Source organism: Micromonospora sp. NPDC005174 (assembly GCF_040608495.1).
In the GTDB taxonomy this organism is placed as follows: domain Bacteria; phylum Actinomycetota; class Actinomycetes; order Mycobacteriales; family Micromonosporaceae; genus Micromonospora.
Genome location: NZ_JBEXIJ010000012.1, coordinates 116,282 through 137,066, shown reverse-complemented (window position 1 = coordinate 137,066; position 20,785 = coordinate 116,282). Strand labels below are relative to the sequence as shown.

The window sequence follows — 20,785 nt, the reverse complement described above, 5'->3', positions numbered from 1 at the left end:
CCGGCGTGGCTTCCCCCCGGCACGATCATTGCCTTCATCGAGCGGCATCGCCATAACCAAAAGAGTCGGTGTACTTACTGACTGCAATGCGCTATCGGCATAAAGCCGCGCTCAGGTTTCCCTCAGACCGCCGCAACGGCACCCGAACGGCCCGCACAAGCAACCAGCACGGATGGTGGCCAGACTTCCCGTCATTGCGTGTCACCCGCCGATCGGAGCTGAGATCCGATGACCGAACAGACAATTCTTCCTGCCCTTTCCACCTTCTGGGAACGGCAGCTCACCGCCCTCCCGGAGCCGCCGGACCTGCCCTTCACCCCGACGACCGACCCGGCCGCCCACGCCCACACCGACCTGGGTGACGACGTCGAGCCGCAGGTCAGCGCGTTGGCGGGGCTGTTCGCGCTGCTGCGCCGCTGGACCGGCGGCCGAGATCTGCTCGCCGAGACGCCCGCCGCGCCCACCGGCGCCGCGCGCTGGCTGCCGATCCGTGTCCGGTTGCCCGAGGATCCCACCTGGATCGAGCTGCGGGACCTGGTCCGAACGGCGCTGCGCGAGGCCCGCGAGCACGACGGGGAATTGCCCGAAACGGTTCCCGACTATCGGCCGGTGGTGTCGATTGGACCCGATCGGATGCCGTCCGGTAATCGGGGCGTCCTGCGGCTGCTGGTCGACCACAGCGGCGAACGGTCGACGGCAACGGTGGGTGCGCATCCGCACGCGCCGTTGGTCGCGGCGGCGCTCGCCGTCCTGCTCGACCGGGCGCGGGAACGACCCACGGCGCGCCTGTCCGACCTGCCGTTGCTCGACCCGGCCACCGAACGGCGGGTGGTGCGCGACTGGAACGCCACCGACACCCACTATCCACGCGACTCGTCGGTGACCGACCTGTTCGCCGAGTGGACCCGTCGCACCCCGGACGCGCCGGCGCTGCGCGACGGCGACCAGACGCTCGACTACGCCGAGGTGGACCGGCGCGCCAACCACCTCGCCGGGCGTCTGCTCCGGCTCGGGATCGGCGCGGAGACGCTCGTCGGGATCTGCCTCGCCGACACCACCGCCTGGGTGATCGCCGCCCTGGCGACGCTCAGGGTCGGGGCCGCCTACCTGCCGCTGGACCCCGGTTACCCGCCCGAGCGGCTGGCGCTCATGTGCCAGGACGCCGAGCCCGGCGTCGTCCTGCACGCCGCCGCGCTGGCCGATCGGCTGCCGGACGACGGCACGCCCCGCATCGCCGTGGACCGGCTGCCCGTCGAGGACGGCCCGGCGGCGCCTCCGGCGGTGCCGGTCCACCCCGACCAGCTCGCGTACGTCATGTACACGTCGGGCTCCACCGGCCGTCCCAAGGGCACCGGCGTCAGCCATCGCAACATCGTCCGGCTGGTCCGCGACACCAGTTTCATCGACGTACGCCCCGACGACGTGATGGGGCAGGCCGCGACGATGTCGTTCGACGCGGCCACCCTGGAGGTGTGGGGCGCGCTGCTCAACGGCGCCTGCCTCGTGGACCTGGACATCAACGACGTGATCGTGCCGGACCGGCTCCGCGCCCGGCTGCGCGACACCGGCGTCACCATGATGTTCCTCGCCACCTCCGTCGCGCGGCAGGTGGCGACCGAGGCGCCGGACGCCCTGGCCGCGCTGCGCTACCTGACCTTCGGCGGCGAACAGGCCGACCGGGTCGCCGTGGACCGGATCCGCGCGGCCTGCCCGGACACGACGCTCGTCAACGGGTACGGCCCGACCGAGGCCACCACCTACAGCACGACGTACGACTGCGCCCGACTCACCGCCGCGGACCCGATCGTGCCGATCGGCGGCCCGGTCGCCAACACCCGGGTGTACGTGCTGGACACACTCCTGCAACCGGTGCCACCCGGCGTGCTCGGTGAGCTGTTCGTCGGCGGGGACGGGGTGGCCCGCGGCTACCTCGGCCGCCCCGACGCGACAGCCGAGACGTTCGTGCCCGACCCGTTCGGACCCCGCACCGGGGGCCGGCTCTACCGCACCGGAGACGTGGTCCGGCAGCGCCCCGACGGGTTGGTCGAGTTCGTCGGCCGATCCGACCACCAGGTCAAGATCCGTGGCTACCGCGTCGAGCCGGGCGAGGTGACCGAGGCGCTGCGCGGTGGCGGGCTGCTGCGCGACGCGATCGTGCGCGCCGACCGCGACGCCGCCGGGGACGCCCGACTCGTCGCGTACGTCGTGCCCGACGAGGGCGTACGCGTCGAGGAGGTCCGGGAACGGGCCCGCGAGCAGCTGCCCGACCATCTCGTGCCGGCCGTGTTCGTGGTGCTGCCCCGGCTGCCGCTCAACCGCAACGGCAAGGTGGATGTGCCGGCCCTGCCGGCCCCCGAAGCCGCCGAGACGGGCGACGACGACGGCCCGCGTACGGCCACCGAACGGGTGGTGGCCGAGATCTGGCAGGACGTCCTCGGTGTACCGGTGCGTCGCCGCGCCGACGACTTCTTCGACCTCGGTGGGCGGTCCCTCAAGGCGACCCGGGTCCGCTCCCGGCTCACCGCCGCGCTCGGCGCGGAGGTGCCCTTGCGACTGATCTTCGACCACCCGAGCGTGGCCGGGCTGGCCGCCGCGCTGGACGAGATCGGTGGCGCGCCGGTCGAGCCCGTCGAGCCGGCCGAACCGGTCGCGCTGGACGGGCCACCCGCAGCCGACCTCGCGGGCCTGCTCGACCAGCTCGAACAGGGCATCGCCCGATGAGCGGCGTCCGCATCCCCGAGCAGGTGCGCCAGCGCGTGGACGCCCTGCCACCCGAGCGGAGGCGGGCGTTCCTCGCCGCGATCCGCGCCGACGGCGACCGGTACGGCATCCACCCGCTCACCGCCGCCCAGGAGTGGATGCTGCTGCTGGCCCAGCTCCGCCCGGACAGCCCCGCCTACCACGTGCCGTACCGGGTGGACCTGCGCGGCGAGCTGGACGTGGCCGCGTTGCGTGGCGCGCTCGACGAGATCGTGGCGCGGCACGAGGCGCTGCGAACGGTGTTCGTGCCGCTGGACGGTCAGTCGTACCAGATGGTCCTGCCGCCGACCGGCCTGCCGTTGACCGTCGAGGACGTCGCGCCGGACCGGCTCGACGAGTACGCCGCCGCCGAGGCGGTACGCCCGTTCGATCTCGCCCGGGGGCCACTGGTGCGGGCCACCCTGTGCCGCACCGGCCCGACCGACTTCTCGCTGCTGCTCAGCCTGCACCACGTCGTCTGCGACGGCTGGAGCATGGGCCTGCTCTTCGAGGAGCTGTCGACGGCGTACGCGGCCCTGCACGAGGGACGTCCGGTGGCGTTGCCGGCGGTGCCCCGGGACGTGCCGGCCGCGCTGGCCCAGGACCGGCTGCTCGGCCCGGCCGAGCTGGCCCGGCGACTGGACTGGTGGCGCGACGCGCTGACCGGCGCGCCGCCCGGCCTCGACCTGCCCACCGACCGGCCCCGCCCGGCGGAGCTGGAGGACGCCGGACACGAGATCGAGTTCTCCTGGCCGCCGGAGCTGGCCGAGCGGGTCGCCGAGGCGCAACGGCGTACCGGCGCCACCCCGTACATGATCTTCGCGGCGGCCTGGGCGGCGTTGCTGCACCGTCGCAGCCAACAGCCGGACCTGCTCATCGCCACCCCGGTGGCGAACCGGCAGACCCTCGACAGCGAGACCGCCGTCGGCTTCTTCGTCAACACGCTGGTGCTGCGCAGTCGGGTCGACGGCGGACTGACCTTCGCCGCCCTGCTGGACCGGCTGCGGGACTCGGCGCTGACCGCGCTGACCGACCCGGTGCCGTTCGACGCCCTCGTGCAGGATCTGCGCCCGGTCCGCGACCCCGGACGGCACCCCCTCGCCCAGGTCATGTTCGCCGTCGAGGACGGCTGGGAACAGCGGCTGACGCTGCCCGGAGTGACCGTGCTGACCAGCGGCGAGACGCACACCGGCACGTCCATGTTCGACCTCACGCTGACAGTCATCGCCCACGAGGGACGCATCGACGGGCGGATCGAGTACCGGATGAGGCTCTTCGACGAGTCCACCGCCCGCGCGCTCGCCGACCAGCTCGACACCCTGCTCATGGCCGCGCTCGCCAACCCGGACACCCCGGTGGACCGACTGCCGCTGCTGGACCAGGACGCCGGCCGGGACCTGGTGGACCGCTGGGCCGCCACCGCGTCCGCGCCACCCGACCAGCCGACCCTGGATGAGTTGGTCGCCCGCCAGGCCGCGGTGGCCCCGGACGCCGTCGCCCTGGCGTACCGCGATCAGGCCGTGACCTACCGGGACCTGGACGCGCGGGCCGACGCACTGGCCCGAGTCCTGGCCGCCCGGGGCGTGCGGGCCGAGACGACAGTCGGCGTCTGCCTGCCGGCCGGCCCGGACTGGGTGATCACCTTCCTCGCCGTACTCCGGGCGGGTGGTGTCTATCTGCCCCTGGACCCGCAGCTACCGGCGGCCCGGTTGGCGCACCTGCTCGCGGACTCCGCCGCCGCGCTGGTGGTCACCACGGCCGACGCGCAGCTCGCGCTCCCCGCCACCGCCGTGCCGCTGCTGCATCTCGACGACGCCGCGCCGCACGACGAGGCCCCGCCCTCGGTGGCCGTTCATCCGGACTCCGCCGCCTACCTGATCTACACGTCCGGTTCGACCGGGCTGCCCAAGGGCGTCGTCGGCACCCACCGCGGGCTGGCCAACCTCGCCGAGGCGCAGGCCCGGCTGGTCGGCGTCCAGGCCGGTGACCGGGTCCTGCAGTTCCACTCGATCAGCTTCGACGTGGCGCTGTCCGATGTGGTCACCGCGCTCACCGCGGGGGCCACCCTGCGGCTGCTCGGCCCGGACGAGCGCACGCCCGGCCCCGACCTGGCCACCGCGCTCACCCGGCACCGCGTCACGGTCGCCGACCTGCCGCCGGTGGTCCTCGACGCGCTGGACCCCGCAGCCGTGCCCGACCTGCGGATCCTCACCGTCGGTGGGGAACCGTGCGCGCCGGACGTCGCCGCCGCCTGGTCGCGCGGCCGGCTCCTGATCAACGGGTACGGCCCGACCGAGGCCACCGTCACCGCCACCGCCGCCCACTGCGCACCCGTGGAGAGCGAGTTGCCGATCGGCCGGCCGCTGACCGGGGTACGCGCCTACGTCCTCGACACCGAGTTGCGGCCGGTGCCCCCCGGGGTCCCCGGCGAGCTGCACCTCGGCGGCGTCGGAGTGGCCCGCGGCTACCACGGGGACCCGGCGCTCACCGCCGGGCGCTTCGTCCCGGACCCGTACGCGCCGACGCCGGGAGCGCGGATGTACGCCACGGGTGACCTGGTCCGCTGGCGTGCCGACGGGCAACTGGTCTTCCTCGGCCGGGCGGACAACCAGGTCAAGATCAACGGTTACCGGATCGAGCTGGGCGAGGTGGAGGCCCACCTGCGGCAGTGCCCGGGTGTGCGCCGGGCCGCCGCCGTGGTGCGAACCGACTCGCCCGGCGGTCGGCGGCTGGTCGGCTACCTCGTCGGCGACAGCTTGGCGGTGGACGAGCTGCGCCAGAGCCTGCTGCGGCGTCTGCCCCGCTATCTCGTGCCGAGCGCCTTCGTGGTGGTGCCCGACCTGCCGGTCACGTCCAGCGGCAAACTCGACCCGTCCCGCCTGCCCGCCCCCACCGTGGCCCGCGCCGACCTCGGCGCCGCGTACGTGGCACCCGACGGTGCCACCGAACGGGCCATCGCCGACACCTGGCGACAGGTTCTCGGGCTCGACGACATCGGGGCGGACGACAACTTCTTCGACCTCGGCGGCACGTCACTGCTGCTGGCGAGGGTGCAGACCCGACTCGCCGACCGACTGGGTCGACCGGTGCCAGCGGTGGAGCTGTTCCGCTACCCGACCGTCGCGCTGCTGGCCCGCTTTCTCGACGGCGCGGCCGCGCCGACGGCGGCGACGGGTGGCGGTCGCCGACGAGACGAACGCAAGCAGGCACTTGCCGACCGGGCCCGCCGGGCCCGCCCGGTGCCGGCGGGGGAGGGACGAGCGTGACCGACCAGGAGACCGGACTCGAGATCGCCATCGTCGGGATGGCCGGTCGCTTTCCCGGCGCGGCCGACGTCGACGAACTGTGGCGGCGGGTCCTCGCCGGACAGGAGACCATCACCCGGTTCACCGACGCCGAACTGGCCGCCGCCGGGCTGAGCGTGCAGGAGCGGAGGCACCCCGACCACGTGCCGGCGCACGGGGCGCTACCGGAGGTCGACCGCTTCGACGCCGGCTTCTTCGGCTACTCGCCCCGCGACGCGCGGCTGCTCGACCCGCAGCAGCGGCTCTTCCTCCACATGGCGTGGACCGCCCTGGAACGCGCCGGTCACCTCGCCGGGGACCCCGGCCGACTGGTCGGCGTGTACGCCGCCGCGGCGGCCAGCGGCTACCTGCTGCACCACCTGTTCCGCAACCCGCGACTCGACTCGGTCTCCGAATACGAGCTGCTGCTCGCCAACGACAAGGACTCGCTGCCCACCCGGGTCGCGTACCACCTGGACCTGCGTGGGCCCGCCGTCGCGGTGCAGACGGCGTGCTCGTCGTCGCTGGTCGCCGTACACCTCGCCGCACAGGCGTTGCTCTCCCGCGAGTGTGACGTCGCGCTCGCCGGCGCGGCGCACGTCCTGTTGCCCGCCGGTACCGGCTACCGCCACGAGGCCGGCGGCATCATGTCCCGCGACGGGCACTGCCGGCCGTTCGACGTCCGCGCCACCGGCACCGTGGGAGGCGACGGCGCCGCCGCGGTCGTCCTGCGCCGGCTGGCGGACGCCCGCGACGACGGAGACACGGTGTACGCGGTCATCCGCGGTTCCGCCATCAACAACGACGGCCGGGTGAAGGTCGGCTTCACCGCGCCCGGCGTGGACGGTCAGGTGGCCGCGATCCGCGCCGCCCAGGAGGTGGCCGAGGTCGACCCCACCACCATCGGGTACGTCGAGGCGCACGGCACCGGCACCGAGCTGGGCGACCAGATCGAGCTGCGCGCCCTGACCGAGGCGTTCCACAGCGCCGACGGGGGCCGGGGCGCCGACGGGGGCCGGTGTGCGCTCGGCTCGGTCAAGTCGATAGTCGGTCACCTCGACGTCGCCGCCGGCGTGACCGGGCTGATCAAGGCCACGCTGGCGCTGCACCACCGGGTGGTGCCGCCCAGCCCGTACTGCACCGAGCCGCACCCCGAGCTGGCCGGCGGACCGTTCCGGGTACCCACCACGCCGCAGCCCTGGCCGGATCTGGGCGCGCCGCCGCGCGCGGCGGTCAGCTCCTTCGGCATCGGGGGCACCAACGCCCACGTCGTGCTCCAGGCGGTCGAACCGGAGGATCGTGCCCCGGACGACGAGCGGTCCGCGCACGTGCTGGTGCTCTCCGCCCGCGACGCCGACGCGCTCGACCGCGCCCGCGCCCAGCTCGCCACCCACCTGGACGCGAACCCGGACGTGCCGCTGGCCGACGTCGCGTACACCCTGGCCCGCACGCGACGGGCGTTCGGCCACCGCCTGGTCGCCGTCGCACCCGACGCCCGGACCGCCGCCGCCCGGCTCGCCGACCGCGACTCGTCGCTGGTCCGCACGGGCGTCGCCACCGGTACGCCGGCCGGGGTGGCGCTGCTCTTCCCCGGCCAGGGCGCACAGTACGCGGGGATGGGTCGCACCTTGTACTGCACCGAACCGGTCTACCGGGCTGCCTTCGACAGGTGCGCCGACCTGCTGCGCCCCCACCTCGACGTGGACCTGCGGACGCTGCTCTGCCCGCCCGGCGAGGCGGTCCCCGCCGCACCCGAGCTGGACGAGACCCGGCTCACCCAGCCGGCCCTGTTCGCCGTCGAGTACGCCCTGGCCGAGCTGCTGCGCCACCGTGGCGTACGTCCGGCCGCGCTGGCGGGGCACAGCCTCGGCGAGTACGTCGCCGCCTGCCTGGCCGGCGTCCTCACGCTGCCGGACGCGCTCGCCACCGTGGCCGTACGCGGCCGGCTCATGCAGGCGCAGGCCCCCGGCTCGATGCTCTCGGTGGCCCTCGGCGTCGACGAGGTTACGGCGCTGCTGCCCGACGGCGTGGAGGTGGCCGCACTCAACGCGCCGCGCCTCACCACGGTCTCCGGGGCGACGGCCGCCGTCGTCGCGTTCGCCGCCGACCTGCGCGGGCGCGGGGTGGCCTGTCGGGAGGTCCGCACCTCGCACGCGTTCCACTCGGCCATGATGGAGCCCGCCCTGGCCGGCTTCGCCGCGCACCTGCGTGAGATCCCACTGCGCCCGCCCAGCATCCCGGTCGTGTCCAATGTGACCGGACGCTGGCTGACCGACGACGAGGCCACCGATCCCGACTACTGGCTGCGGCAGCTCCGTCGCCCGGTGAACTTCACCGCGGCCGCCGACCTGCTGCTCGGCGAGCGGTACGCGCTGCTGGAGGTCGGTCCGGGACGCACCCTGGCCACCCTCGTCCGCCAGCACGAGGCGGCCCGTAAGGCGCCCGTGGTGACCAGCCTGCCCGTCGACCGCACCCCGTCGGGAGAGGACGACGCGGTCGCGCTGGCCGTCGGCCGGCTCTGGCTCGCCGGGGCGCCCGTCGACTGGCCCGCCGGGCGACGGCGGGTGCCCCTGCCCACGTACCCGTTCGCCGGCGAGCGGCACTGGGTCGACGCGTACCGGCCGGATCGGGTCGTCGTGGACGCGACCGCGCCGGACACCGCCGCGCCGCCACCCACCGCACCGGACGTCGTCACCGCGCCGACCGACGAGCCGTACGAGGTGGTGCGGCGGATCTGGGTGGACCTGCTCGGGGTGGACGAGATCGGCCCCGACGACGACTTCTTCGAGCTGGGCGGCCACTCGCTGCTCGGCACCCGGGTGGTGGCGCGACTGCGCGACACGTTCGGCGTCGACCTGCCACCCGGCGCGATCTTCGAGTCACCCACCCCCGCCGCCCTGGCGCGGACCGTCGCGGCGCTGGTCCGACCCGCCGCGCCCGCACCGGACGACGACCTCACCGACCTGCTCGCGGAGATCCGGGCGATGTCCCCGGAGAGTCTCGCCCGCGAGCTGCACCTGGCCCGACACGAGGAAGGACAGACAGATGGCTGACGAGCACCGCGTGGTGGTCAACGACGAGGAGCAGTACGCCCTGTGGCCCCGGCACAAGGAGGTGCCGGACGGCTGGCGGAACGCCGGCTGCGCCGGCAGCCGCGAGGAGTGCCTGGACTTCGTGACGCGCACCTGGACCGACATGCGCCCCCGCAGCGTCCGCGACCACCTCGCGGCCGGCTGAACGGCCGGTCACCGTCCTGCCGGGAGAGGTCGGTGGTCCGGCAGGACGGTGTGGCCCACCGCACCCTCCCGCGCGACCTCGGGAAGCCGGTCGACGCGCGCAGCGGCTAGCTGTCAATGTAATGTTGACACGATGACGACGCCGTTGGTCGGCTTGGCCGAGGTGCGTGCCGCTCGCCAGCACCTGGACGAGCGGGAGGCCGAGCTGATCGACCGGGCGCGCCACGACGGGGCGACCTGGGCGCAGATCGCGACGGCGCTGGGCCTCGGCACCCGGCAGGCCGCCGAGCAGCGCCGGCAACGCCTGGCCGTGGCGCGACGTGCACGGCGGCAGGACCTGGACCGGGGTTACGACCCGCAGATCACGGCGCTACGAGCCGCGGTGGCCGAGTTGGGGCGTTGGATCGCGACGGACCGGCGGTGGGACTCCCGATTCCGTCGGGCGACACTCGTGCGGAGCACTGTCGACGCGGCTCTGGACGCCGACCCGGGTTCGCTCTACGCGCTGGCCCTGCACCTGCGTACCGACCTCGACGATGCGGGCGACCGGCTGCCGCCGCCGGTGCGGGCGGCGGCGGCGACGATGGAGACCGCGTTGTCAACGCAGCATTGACATCCGCTGACGGCATTGCCTGACTGCGGCTCAACCAACAGGATGTGAGTCGACTCGGCTCAACCTGGAGGGTCCATGCGGCGCAACGCCTGTCTGTTCGTGGCGATCTCGCTGCTGTCCGGTTTCGGGAGCGGCGCCATGGCGTTGGTCGCCGGCCTCTGGGTCCTCGACCTCACCGGCTCGACCGGCGTCGCGGCGCTCACCGGGCTCTGCGTGTACGCCCCGGTGCTGGCGGGCCCGTGGCTCGGCGCCCTACTCGACCGGGCGCCTCGGCGGCCACTGGTGCTCGCCGTCAACCTCGCCCTGGCCGCCGCGCTGCTGACACTTTTCGCCGTCCGTGGGCCGGGGCAGACCTGGCTCGTCTTCGCCGTCTCGTGCGCCTACGGTGTCAGCTACGCGCTCATCGACGCGGGGGAGACCGCGCTGCTGCCGTCGGCGCTGTCGGCGGCGGAACTCGGCGCCGTCAACGGGTGGCGTTCCAGCGCCCAGGAGGGCATGAAACTCGTCGCGCCGCTGGCCGGCGCGGGCCTCTACGCCTGGCACGGCGGCCACGCGGTCGCCGTGCTGAGCGCGGCGATGCCGATTCTCGTCGCCGTCCTCTACCTGGCGGTCCGCCTGAACAGGACGCCAACCGAGCGCCCGGCGAGGCCGGACCACGGGCTCCGTACCGGAGTGGCGGTCCTGGCCGGACAGCGGACCATCCGCGTGCCGGTCCTGCTGGCCGGAGTGTCGATCGCCATGTCCGGGTTCGTGACCGCCGCCGTCTACGCGATCGTGGTCACGGACCTGCGCCTGCCGACGACCTTCCTGGGAGTGCTGGCCAGCGCCCAGGGTGCCGGCTCCATCCTGGGTGGACTCGTCGTCGGCCGGCTGCTCACCCGACGGGGGCCCGTCGCCGTGGGCGTCGCCGGAACGCTGCTGTTCGCCGCGGGTTGCCTCGCACGGTGTCTGCCCTGGTGGCAGGGCACGATTGCGGGTGCGGTCGTCGCCGGCGTCGGGCTGCCGTGGACCCTGGTCGCGGCGGTCACCGCCGTGCAGACACACACCCCGGCGGCGCTGCTCGGCCGGGTCGCCGCGACGGCCAACACCGCCCTGTTCGGCCCGCTCGTCGTGGCGATCCCTCTCGGCTCCGCCGCCGTGCGCCTGGGCGGTCGCCCACCCCTGCTCGCCGCCGCCGCCCTCTGCGCGATCGCCGCGACCGCCTTCGCTCGTGATCCTTGGCGGCTCAGCAACACGACACACCGGCCACACCGCTGCTCAGCCGCCAACGATCACAGCAGACAGCGGTCCGTGAGCGGTTGAGGCTCGGTCCGACCGATGCGTCACTCCTCGGCGAGGTGGTCGGGGGACTCCAGCGCGGCCTTCACGGCCTGTAGGAAGGCGACCGCCTCCCGCCCGTTGACGATCCGGTGGTCGTAGACGGCGCTGAGGTTGACGAACCGCCGGCTCACCACCTGACCGTCCGCGTCCAGCGCCAGCTCGTCCTGGGTGCCGCCGATCGCCACCACGCAGGTCTGCCCGGGAAAGACGATCGGCCCGGCCAGCACCACGTCGGGGTCGGTGTGCAGGGACACGACGATGGTCCCGCCGGCCAGCTCGGCGGCCCGGAAGCCCTCGCCGCCGGCCCGGGTGCGGAAATCCATCAGCGTCTCGGCGATCTCCGCGCAGGTCAGCTCCTCCACGTCGCGGACCACCGGGATGAACAGGCCCGTGCCGACGTCGATGGTGACGCCGACGTGCGCCGCCTCGGCCAGACGTACGCTGCTGCCGTCGCCGGGTGCGGCGAAGAGCAACGGGTGGTCCTCGCGCGACCCGCCGATGACCTTGACCAGCAGCTCCGGCAGACCGACAAGGGTGCGGGTGGCGCGGGTGAGCTGCCGGGCCACCGCGAGGGCGGCGTCGGCCCGGACCTTGACGACGGCGAGCGCCGCCGGCACCTCCCGGTGCGACTCGGTGACCACGGCGGCCACCGCGCGCTGGGCGCGGGAGAGCGCGTGCACCGGGCGCGGGTCGTCGGGCTCCGGGCCGTCGCCGGCGGCCAGCGCGGCGGCCGCGGCCACCACCACCGGCTCGGTCGCGGCCATGGGCGCCGCCGACCGGTCGGCCAGCAGGCGTTCCACATCGGTACGTCGCACGACCGACTTGCCGAGCCCCCGCAACTCGTCGTCGCCGAGGCCGTGCGCCGCCGCCAGTTCCCGGGCCGAGTCGGTGAGGACAGGCCCCCCGGGCCGCACGTCGGGCGTCGAGGCGGCCAGCGTGACCGCCTCGGCGAGGAACCGCTGCCGGGCCTGCTCGTTCTCGAAGACGCGACCGATGACGTCACCGGGAGCGCACTCCTGGTTGACCTCGACGAGCCGGTGCAGCACGCCGTCGCCGTCGCTGAGCAGTTCCTCGGCCGCCTTGGAGGTCTCCACCTCGGCGATCGGTTCCCCGGCGCGTACCTGCTCGCCGTCCTCGGCCAGCCAGTCGAGCAGGACGTACGTCGTGTCGTTGTTGTTGAGCTTGGGGACGACCAGGTCAGTCACCACGGACGACCTCCTTCACGGCCTGGTGGATGTCGGTGTCCTGCACCAGCACGGTGCGTTCGAGATGCGCGGCGGTCGGGATGACGCTGTCCGCGGAGTGCACGAGGCGTACGGGCGCGCGCAGCGATCCCCAGAGCCGCCGGTGCACGGCCTGCGCCAGCTCCGCGCCCCAGGTGCCACCGGCGGTGCTCTCCTCGGCCACCACCACCCGTCCGGCCCGCGCGATCGGCGGCAGCAGGGTGTCCACGTCCAGCGGCCAGAGCCGCGACGGCACCAGCACCTGGCAGACGATGTCGTCGCGCAGCAGCAGCTCCCGGGCCACCGACACGGCCCGGGCGGCCAGCCCACCGGGTACGACGAGCACGCAGTCGGCCTGTTCCTCCTCGTCCACCCGGACCCGGGCGACGTCGGCGTCGGGGCCGATCAGGTCGTAGCGGAACAGTTCGTCCACCACACCGTCGGCGTACATCCGGGTGGTGTAGAGGACCTTGTCCTCGAAGAGCAGTCCCGGTCGGCCGGTGGCGAGCATGCCGGCGAGGACCGTCCGGTTGTCGTGGAACGGCGACACCTCGTGCACGCTCAGGCCGGGGATGCCGATGAAGTGCTTCAGCGGGCTCTGGCTGTGCGTCGGGCCGTACCCCCGGTTGCCGCCGCTGGGGCAGCGCACCACGAGCCGCATCGGCACCCGGCGGCCGTACATGGCGGTGGACTTGCTGGCGAAGTTGAGGATCTGGTCGAACGCCAGCGCCACGAAGTCACTGAACATGATCTCGACGATCGCGCTCTGCCCGGCCAGCGCCAGCCCGCCGGCCACGCCGACGATCCCGCCCTCGCTCAGCGGGGTGGACAGCACCCGCTCGGGCCAGCGCTCGGACAGCCCCCGGGTCACCTTGAACGCCCCGCCGTACGGGTCGACGAGGTCCTCCCCGAGCACGGTCAGCGCGGGATCGTCGGTCAGCAGCGCGTGCAGCGCCTGGTTGAGGTTCTCCACCACCCGCTCAGCCACGGTTCTCCTCCGTCCAACGGCTCGCCGGTCGGCCGGCGACGTCGGCGACCACCTGCGCCACGTACGCCCGTTGCCGCTTGTCGTGCGCCTCGAACTGCTCCGGGTACGCCTGCGCGTAGCGGACGTACCAGTCGTGCGCCCGCGCGTGCGCGATCTCCTCGGGGCGGCGACTGTCGTCGCCCTTGCTGTGCGGCCCGACCCGGTGGGTGAGCAGTTCCACCACGTGGGGCGTGGACCGCTCGCGGACCCGGCCCAGCGCCGGCGTCAGCGCGGCCCGGACGACCTCGGTGTCGGTGGAGGTGATCCGCAGGTGGTCCACCCCGAAGGCGCGGGCCCGGCCGCCGATGCTGCCGGCGAGCTGCGCGGTGGTCGGCGTGGACTGGGCGATGCCGTTGTTCTCCACCACCAGCACCAGCGGCAGACCCCACAGCGCGGCCATGTTCAGCGCCTCGTAGACGGCGCCCTCGCCCCACGTGCCGTCGCCCAGGTAGACCAGCGCCAACCGGCCCGGCTCGGTGCGTTTGAGGTGCAGCGCCACCCCGGCGGCCACCGGCACGCTCTCGCCCTGCACCCCGGTCGACAGGTAGCGGTCCCGCAGGATGTGCTGGCTGCCGCCGACGCCGTGGCACACCGCCCCCTCGCGGCCCATCACCTCGGCGAGCAGGCCGTGCGGGTCGTCGAACCGGGCCAGGTAGTGGCCGTGACCCCGGTGGTTGCTGAACACGAAGTCGCCGTCGTCGAGCAGCGGGCGCAAGGCCACCGGCACGTACTCCTGCCCCAGGCAGGTGTGCGTGGTGCCGTGCAGTTCGCCCCGACCGAACATGTCCAGCAACGCCAGCTCGAAGTGCCGGATCAGCAGCAGCAGGTCCAGGTCGGCGTCGGTGAGCCGGGTCGGCGCGATCGGTGCCGCCTCGGTGCGGGTGGCGGTCACCGTGTCGCCCCGTCCCGTTCGGCGGCGACCAGGTCGACCAGCTCGCCGACGGCGGTCACCGCCAGGTACGCCCGCAGGTCCAGCCGTACGCCGAGGTCGTCCTCCAGCGCGGAGAGCAGGCGCAGCGCCTCCAGGCTGGTCCAGTTGGACAGCGACGCGAACCGGACGTCGGGCGCGATCTCCTCGGCCGGTACGTCCGCGACCTGCTCGATGAGGCCCGCGACGGTGGTGAACAGGTCAGGCACGGATGTCTCCCTCCAGGGCGATCCACGCCGGCAGGAGCCGGGGCGGGGGATGCAGCGGCAGCACGTGCCGGGTGGTGCCGTCCTCGACGGACGCCACGGTGAAACCGGCGGACGGCCACACGGCGCCGCCGGGCTTGTTGCGGGCGGTGGGCCGGAACAGCGCCTCCAGGCGGGACGCTCCGGCGGAGTGGGCCAGCTCGGCCACCCGGTGCAGCGCGGCCTGCTCGACGCCCCGGGAGAAGACCCGGCAGCTCAGCACGAAGTTCTCGATCACCCAGGCGTCCGGGTCGGTCCGGTCCAGCCACAGGCCGCCCACCAGCCCTTCGGCGCCGAACCGGTCGGCCACCTCGACGGTGAGCACCAGGTGGTCGGGGGAGTCCGCGCGCGCTCGCGTCTGCGCCTCGGTGTGCGCCCGTTCGGCCATCGTGAACTGGTTGGTCCGCAGCCCGAGCTGCGCGACCCGGGGCAGGCTGTGCGCGTCGACGTCCCGGACGCTGACGCGCAACTTCAGCTCGTGCAGGTAGTCGGCAGCGGTGTCGAACGTGGCGGCGAAGCGTTCCCGCCCGGCGCGGGCCCGGTACAGCTCGGTGCGTTCCCGGTCGGTGACGCCGGTGGCCAGCACGGTGAAGTGCCCCTCGGTGAGCAGCCTGGTGGAGAAGCCCGCCGGGTCGCCGGCCAGCTCCACCACCCGTACGCTCGGCAGCTCGCGGCGTACCAGCTCGCACTCGAACGGGCTGTCGTCGGCGAACACGACGGCGTCCAGACCCAGGTTGAGGCCGGTGGAGAGCTGGCGCAGGTTCTCGTCCTTGCGTCCCCAGTTCACCGCCTGCGCGACGAAGTCGTCGGCGCGTAGCAGCAGGTCCGGGTGCTGCGCGAACGCCTCGCTCACCAGGTCGGGGTCGTTCTTGCTGCACACCGCGAGCAGGACGCCCTGCCGGCGCAGCGCCAGGGCGCGACGTTGCACGTCCCGGTGGCAGTTGCCCGGGTAGTCGGTGCCGAGCCGGATGCCGGTGAGCCCGTCGTCGCCGAGCACGCCCGCCCAGAGGGTGTTGTCCAGGTCCAGCGCGAGCACCTTCGCCGTCCGGCCGAGGACCGCGCGGCAGAACGAGGCCGCCTCGTGGGCGTACCGGCGCTCCACCGACGGCGTCCACGCCATGCTGGCGAACCGGTACAGGCGCTCGTCGCGCACCGGGCCGTCGTGGTCGACCAGCAGCGTCTCCAAGTCCAGGGTGTACGTCGTGTTGCGCTCGCCCAGCTCCAGGAGCCGGGCGTTCAGCTCCCGCCAGACGCGGCCCAGCTCGGCCCGACCCCGGAAGCTGACCAGGCCGCGGTGCTCCAGCGGGGACAGCGGCACGGTGTGCAGCAGCACCGCGCCGTCGCCGCGCGCGGCGTATCCGCGTAGCGCGGCGGTGAGCACGCCGGTCCGCTCGCGCAGTACGTCGGCGAGGCCGGCGAGGTCGCCGGGGTCCCACTCGGCGGGCAGGAACCAGCCGTCGTGCAGCAGGCACAGCGTGACGTCCGGCCGGAACTCGGCCACCGTCGAGGCCGGGTCGCTGAGGTCGAGCACGAGCTGGTCGAAGCCGGAGACGTGGATCTCGGCGGCGATGCCGATCCGCAGGAGCGCCACCCGCAGCAGCGGTTCCAGCGTGCCCGGCGTGAACGTGCCGGTGACCGCGACCCGCAGCGGGCGGAGTGGGAAGTCGGGGCTGGCCAGCTTGTCGGCGGGTACGTCGGCGAGCAGTCGGCCGGCGGACGCGACGGTGGTGACCGCCGCGTCGTCCAGGTGGACCAGGCCGGGCGCCAGCTCCGGGTCGGCGGCCGCGTCTCCTCGGCGCAGCCGGCGAATCCGGTGCAGGACCTCCTCGACTCTCATGGTCGGTGTTCCTTCCCGTGGTTGGGGTGCGGCCGGTCAGACCCGCAGCAGGGTGCAGACCCAGTGCATGCCGCTGCCGGTGCTGGTCAGGGCGACCAGGTCCCCGGCGGTCAGCTCGCCGGTGTCGAGGTGGTGCTCCAGAGCGATGAGCTGGTCCGCGCAACCGACGTGGCCGTGTGCGAGGGCCAGCTCGACGTTCGTCCGTTCCAGCTCCACGCCGAGGTCCTTGGCCAGCTCGGCGAACTGTCGGGCGTTGTCGTGGAAGTGCACGAACCGGCGGACGTCGGCCAGCGTGACGCCGGCCCGCCCGCAGGCCGTCTCCACCACCTGCCGGTTGCGCTCCCGGATGGTCGCGACGAACCGGAACATCCGCCGGACGTCCCCGGCGAAGAACTCGTTGAGCCGGTCCGCCGGGTCACCGACGCGGGGTGTGCCGCTGTCCGGCGTGAACGGCTGGGCCGCGCCACCGGCGGGCATCCGCATGAAGCCCGCGTACCGGCCGTCGGTGATCGTCTCGGTGGTCAGCCAGCGGCACCGGTCGTGGTCGCGTACCAGCACCGCCGCCGCAGCGCCGTCGGAGAAGACGCTGGTGTTGACCTCCATGCGGTTCCAGTACGGCTCGCACACCCGGTTCGCGCCGATCACCAGCGCGGTCCGGTACCCGGGGTGGGTGGCGAACCGCCCGGCCACCGTGTCGAAGGCGGCGACCCCGCCGCCGCACGCCTGGTTGAGGAGCACCGCCTCGGCCCGATGGGCACCGAGGCGGGCCTGGGTGTGTGCGGCCGGGTCCCAGTAGAGGTATTCGGCCACATCGGGGATGGCCAGCACCACGAGGTCCACGTCGGCGGCGCGCAACCCGGCCCGGTCCAGCGCCGTGCCGCCGGCCACCACCGCCAGGTCGGTCACCCCGACGCCGGGGCCGGCCCGGTGGAACGTCCGGTACTCCCAGGACCGCAGACGGTCCAGATCCTTCGTGTACGCGGCCGCGGCCGCCGCCACGTCGACGGGCTCGCCGAGGACGTGGGCCAGGGCGGCCACCCCGACGTCGACCGGCGGCGCGCTCACCGCCGTACCCCCGCCGTGTGCTCCGTCGGCGCGGCGGCGGTGCGCGGCGGCTCGTCGCCCGCGTCGGTGCGGGTGGCATGCAACCGGACCCGGACATCAGCGGGCAGGACACCGTCCACCTCGGACAGGAACCGTCGGGCCGTGCCGTTGCGGCCCGTGTCGGTCCAGGCGACGACCACCTCACCCGCGCCAGCCTCCCCGGCCCGCCGGGTCACCTCCCGCAGTACGGCCGCCTCGACGCCCTTGCCCAGCACGGGGCACGAGAGCGAGAAGACGTCGACGGTCCAGCGGTCGGCGGTACGGTCCAGCGCCACGAGACCCGACGTGCCGTAGTCGCCCAGCCGGTCGCGGACCCGGATCGCCAGCAGGTCGGCGGCCCGCTCGGCCAACGCGGCGGCCGGTGGGGCCGACGTCAGCGCGAAGTCGTGCGCCCGGGCGACCACTTCGGCGACCTCGGCGACGTCGTCCGCGACCACCGGGAGGTAGTCGACCTGGACGTCCAGGCCGGCCACGAAGTCGTCCAGGGACAGTTCGGCATGCGGCGCGTCGGCCGACCGGGCCGGGCCGCCGCTCCACCGCTGCTCCGGCAGCCGGTCGGTCAGCCCGGCCGCCCGCAGCTCGTCCGACCAGGCCCCCGGGTCGGCCCCGAGCGGTACGCGTCGCGCCGGCCCCCCGAAGGCGGGCCCCTCGGCCGCCGGCCCGTCGCCGGCCGGGCCGAGCTGGGCCGCGCCGACGCCGGCCAGGACGACCTGGGCCGGGACGACGCCCAGTTCGGCGGCGATCTCCGCGAGCTGCTCGTCGATCGGGCGCGCGTCGGTGACCCAGCCGTCCAGCACGCTCAACAGGTCGACGGCGTCGCCGTTCGACCAGCACCCGTCGCCGGTGGCGCGCAGCGCCACGCGTACACCGGCGGCGCGCAGCTCGCGCAGCGCCGGCAGCAGGTGCGCCGCGCCGGTCAACCCGTCACCGTCGACGACAAGCGCCCGGCAGGCCGCGCCGAACCAGAGGGCCACCAGCGTGGCGGCGGTCGCGCCGAGCCGCGCGAAGACCTCCTCGGTGTACGGCACCTTCGCGAGGCGGAACAGCACCGGGTGGTACGCCCGCTCGTCGCCGACGGCGCGTACCGCCTCGTCGGCGTCGACGAGCAGCACCCACGGGTCACCGGCCAGCCGGTCGCGCAGGCGTTGCCGTACGACGGTGGCGCTAGCGGCCACCCCGTCGGCCCGCATCGCGTCGGCCGGCCCGCCCGGGCGGGCGGCGGGAACGGCCGGCAGGACGTACACCAGCAGGGCGCCGTGTCGCCGTGCGGCGGTGACGGCCGCCTCGGCCCCGGCCAGCAGCTCCGCCGTCCACGCGTCGCCGGCCGCGCCGGGGTCGCCGGCCTCCTCCAGGCGCTGCGCCACGACCAGCACGTCCGGTCGGACGTCGGCGAGGAACCCGTCGGTTGCCAGGCACTGCTGCACGACCTGCTGGAACGGGCCGACGGTGAGCGTGGCGGGCAGACCGCGCTCGTGCAGGTCCAGACCCAGGTACGGCACCAGCGGGTCCACCGTGTAGCTGGCCAACAGCGCGACGCGCAGCGCCGGGGCCGGCCGCTGGCGGGTGAGCGCCTGCCAGCGGGTGCGTCGGCTGAACAGGACGGCGCTCATGGGGTCTCCGTGCCCTTGGCCCGCAGCACGGTCCGCAGCTCGCCGACGCTGCGCACGTCGCGGATCTCGTCGAAGGCGAAGGAGAGCCCGTAGACCTCCTCCAGGGTCACCACCAGTTGCAGGTGGCGCAGGCTGGTCCAGGTGCCGATGGTCTCCGGTCCGGACTCGTCGGTGACCTCGGCCGGGTCGACGTCCAGCACCCCGGCCACCACCTCGGTGAGCGTCACTTCGCCACCACCGCGCGGTCGTCGGTCAGCTCCTCGGTGCCCGAGGGCGACGGCAGCGGGGCCGGCGGGTCGGTCGGCTCGTCGTAGTCGGGAAGGTCGACCTCCATCCGGCGGATGCTCGGCGAGGCGAATCCGGCGGCCGCCACGCCGATGCCGAACAGGCCGACGATCACGAAGATGAGGCCCATCCCGGCGCCCGGTCCACTGCCGACCAGCCACCCGAAGTACGGCACGCCCGGGCCGCCCTCGCGCATCATCGGCTCGAACCAGCGGTCCGCGGCGATGCCGGCCAGGGCGGTGCCGCCCGGGTACGCCAGGTCCTCGATGAACTGGCGGGCGGCGAAGACCCGGCCCTGGTGTGACGGCTCGACCTTCTCCTGCCACACCGACTGGGCGTACCCGTCGATGAAGGGGATGGACAGGTGCAGGAAGAGCAGGGCGACCGACCAGACGATGATGCTGTCCCCGACGCCGTAGATGATCCGGCCGAGGACGCTGAAGACCAGGATGGCGATGAGCATCCGGCGGATCTTGTGGCGGGTGTTGGGCAGCAGTCCGAGCAGGAGCGCGCCGGCCACACCGCCCACCGCGCCGATGGTCTGCACCAGGCCGACCGCGTTGGTGCTGCTGTCGGTGCGGGCCAGGATCTGCGGCACCAGCAGGGCGAAGCCGACCGCGGCGAGCACGTTGATGGCGAACATGATCGCTTCCAGCCCGGTGAACGCCCGGCTGGCCAGGATGTAGCGGAAGCCGTAGAACGTGTCGTACCAGAAGCCGCCCTCGTCCGGCTGGGTCGAGCGGGGCCTGGGTGGGAGCTGCACCAGCAGCACCGCCCCGATCGCCACCACGTACGACAGCGCGTCGACGAACAGGATGACCTTGATGTCCATGAAGCCCAGCAGGGCGGCGGCGAAGCCGGGGGCGAAGATCACCGGGATGGTCCGGACCGCGAACATCATCGCGTTGGCCCTCGGGTACTGGCCCTTCTCCATCATCACGGTGATGGTCGCCTGGTACGCCGGGAGCTGGAACGCGAGGAACGCACCGGTGACCAGGTTGACCAGGTACAGGTGCCAGACCTCGACCGAGCCGCTGAGGAACAGCAGCAGGACGACGGCGGTGGTGAGGGCCGAACCGACGTCGCTGAGCACGATCGTCAGTCGCCGTCCCCACCTGTCGACGAGCGCGCCGGCGATCGGGCTGAAGATCACTGTCGCGCCGAACGCGAACGCCATCAGCATGGTCAGGTCGAAGGCCCGGCCGGTGGCGTCCCACACCCAGATGCTCAGGGCGAAGTTGGTCATCCGGGTGCCGAGCGCCGACAGCAGCTGGCCGAACCAGATCGTGGTGAACCCGGCGAACCGGGACGGGCGTCGGAACGCCATGGGGTCT

15 protein-coding genes are annotated in these 20,785 nt (G+C 73.8%); 6 read left to right on the top strand and 9 right to left on the bottom strand.

Annotation, left to right across the window (positions count from 1 at the left end; genetic code table 11):
• Nucleotides 1–228: 228 nt before the first annotated feature.
• The 6 genes from ABZU91_RS16085 to ABZU91_RS16060 all read left to right on the top strand — a co-directional run bounded on the left by ABZU91_RS16085 (nt 229) and on the right by ABZU91_RS16060 (nt 11,174).
• The gene (locus ABZU91_RS16085) at nt 229–2,721 is read left to right on the top strand and encodes an amino acid adenylation domain-containing protein (RefSeq protein ID WP_355240180.1); all 2,493 of its coding nucleotides are present in this window, start codon (nt 229–231) and stop codon (nt 2,719–2,721) included.
• Nucleotides 2,718–6,005: an amino acid adenylation domain-containing protein gene (locus ABZU91_RS16080; RefSeq protein WP_355240177.1), complete on the top strand. Its 3,288-nt coding sequence runs from the start codon at nt 2,718–2,720 to the stop codon at nt 6,003–6,005. Before ABZU91_RS16085 ends, ABZU91_RS16080 begins: the two co-directional genes overlap by 4 nt.
• Nucleotides 6,002–9,076, top strand: coding sequence for a type I polyketide synthase (locus ABZU91_RS16075; RefSeq protein ID WP_355240174.1), 3,075 nt, complete (start codon nt 6,002–6,004; stop codon nt 9,074–9,076). Before ABZU91_RS16080 ends, ABZU91_RS16075 begins: the two co-directional genes overlap by 4 nt.
• Nucleotides 9,069–9,260: an MbtH family NRPS accessory protein gene (locus ABZU91_RS16070; RefSeq protein ID WP_355240171.1), complete on the top strand. Its 192-nt coding sequence runs from the start codon at nt 9,069–9,071 to the stop codon at nt 9,258–9,260. Before ABZU91_RS16075 ends, ABZU91_RS16070 begins: the two co-directional genes overlap by 8 nt.
• 132 nt (nt 9,261–9,392) lie before the next feature.
• Nucleotides 9,393–9,872, top strand: coding sequence for a hypothetical protein (locus ABZU91_RS16065; RefSeq protein WP_355240168.1), 480 nt, complete (start codon nt 9,393–9,395; stop codon nt 9,870–9,872).
• Nucleotides 9,873–9,947: 75 nt separating this feature from the next.
• On the top strand, nt 9,948–11,174 hold the full coding sequence (locus ABZU91_RS16060; RefSeq protein ID WP_355240165.1) for an MFS transporter: 1,227 nt from the start codon (nt 9,948–9,950) through the stop codon (nt 11,172–11,174).
• Between the two features lie 20 nt (nt 11,175–11,194).
• On the opposite strand, the gene ABZU91_RS16055 is transcribed toward ABZU91_RS16060, so the two are convergent.
• The 9 genes from ABZU91_RS16055 to ABZU91_RS16015 are packed head-to-tail and all read right to left on the bottom strand — an operon-like array spanning nt 11,195 to nt 20,778.
• Nucleotides 11,195–12,400, bottom strand: coding sequence for a 2-oxo acid dehydrogenase subunit E2 (locus ABZU91_RS16055; RefSeq protein WP_355240162.1), 1,206 nt, complete (start codon nt 12,398–12,400; stop codon nt 11,195–11,197).
• A complete protein-coding gene (locus ABZU91_RS16050) occupies nt 12,390–13,403 on the bottom strand; it encodes a transketolase C-terminal domain-containing protein (RefSeq protein ID WP_355240159.1) in 1,014 nt (337 codons plus the stop codon). The genes ABZU91_RS16055 and ABZU91_RS16050 overlap by 11 nt, the downstream gene beginning before the upstream one ends.
• A complete protein-coding gene (locus tag ABZU91_RS16045; RefSeq protein WP_355240156.1) occupies nt 13,396–14,334 on the bottom strand; it encodes a thiamine pyrophosphate-dependent dehydrogenase E1 component subunit alpha in 939 nt (312 codons plus the stop codon). Before ABZU91_RS16045 ends, ABZU91_RS16050 begins: the two co-directional genes overlap by 8 nt.
• Nucleotides 14,331–14,579, bottom strand: a complete 249-nt coding sequence (locus tag ABZU91_RS16040; RefSeq protein WP_355240153.1) for an acyl carrier protein — start codon at nt 14,577–14,579, stop codon at nt 14,331–14,333. The genes ABZU91_RS16045 and ABZU91_RS16040 overlap by 4 nt, the downstream gene beginning before the upstream one ends.
• A complete protein-coding gene (locus ABZU91_RS16035) occupies nt 14,572–16,452 on the bottom strand; it encodes an HAD-IIIC family phosphatase (RefSeq protein WP_355240150.1) in 1,881 nt (626 codons plus the stop codon). Before ABZU91_RS16035 ends, ABZU91_RS16040 begins: the two co-directional genes overlap by 8 nt.
• A 36-nt stretch (nt 16,453–16,488) precedes the next feature.
• A complete protein-coding gene (locus ABZU91_RS16030; protein WP_355240147.1) occupies nt 16,489–17,517 on the bottom strand; it encodes a 3-oxoacyl-[acyl-carrier-protein] synthase III C-terminal domain-containing protein in 1,029 nt (342 codons plus the stop codon).
• Nucleotides 17,514–19,166: a hypothetical protein gene (locus ABZU91_RS16025; protein ID WP_355240145.1), complete on the bottom strand. Its 1,653-nt coding sequence runs from the start codon at nt 19,164–19,166 to the stop codon at nt 17,514–17,516. The genes ABZU91_RS16030 and ABZU91_RS16025 overlap by 4 nt, the downstream gene beginning before the upstream one ends.
• A complete protein-coding gene (locus tag ABZU91_RS16020; protein WP_355240142.1) occupies nt 19,163–19,393 on the bottom strand; it encodes an acyl carrier protein in 231 nt (76 codons plus the stop codon). The genes ABZU91_RS16025 and ABZU91_RS16020 overlap by 4 nt, the downstream gene beginning before the upstream one ends.
• Entirely contained in the window at nt 19,390–20,778 is a 1,389-nt protein-coding gene (locus tag ABZU91_RS16015; RefSeq protein WP_355240139.1) for an MFS transporter, read from the bottom strand. The genes ABZU91_RS16020 and ABZU91_RS16015 overlap by 4 nt, the downstream gene beginning before the upstream one ends.
• Between the last annotated feature and the right edge of the window lie 7 nt (nt 20,779–20,785).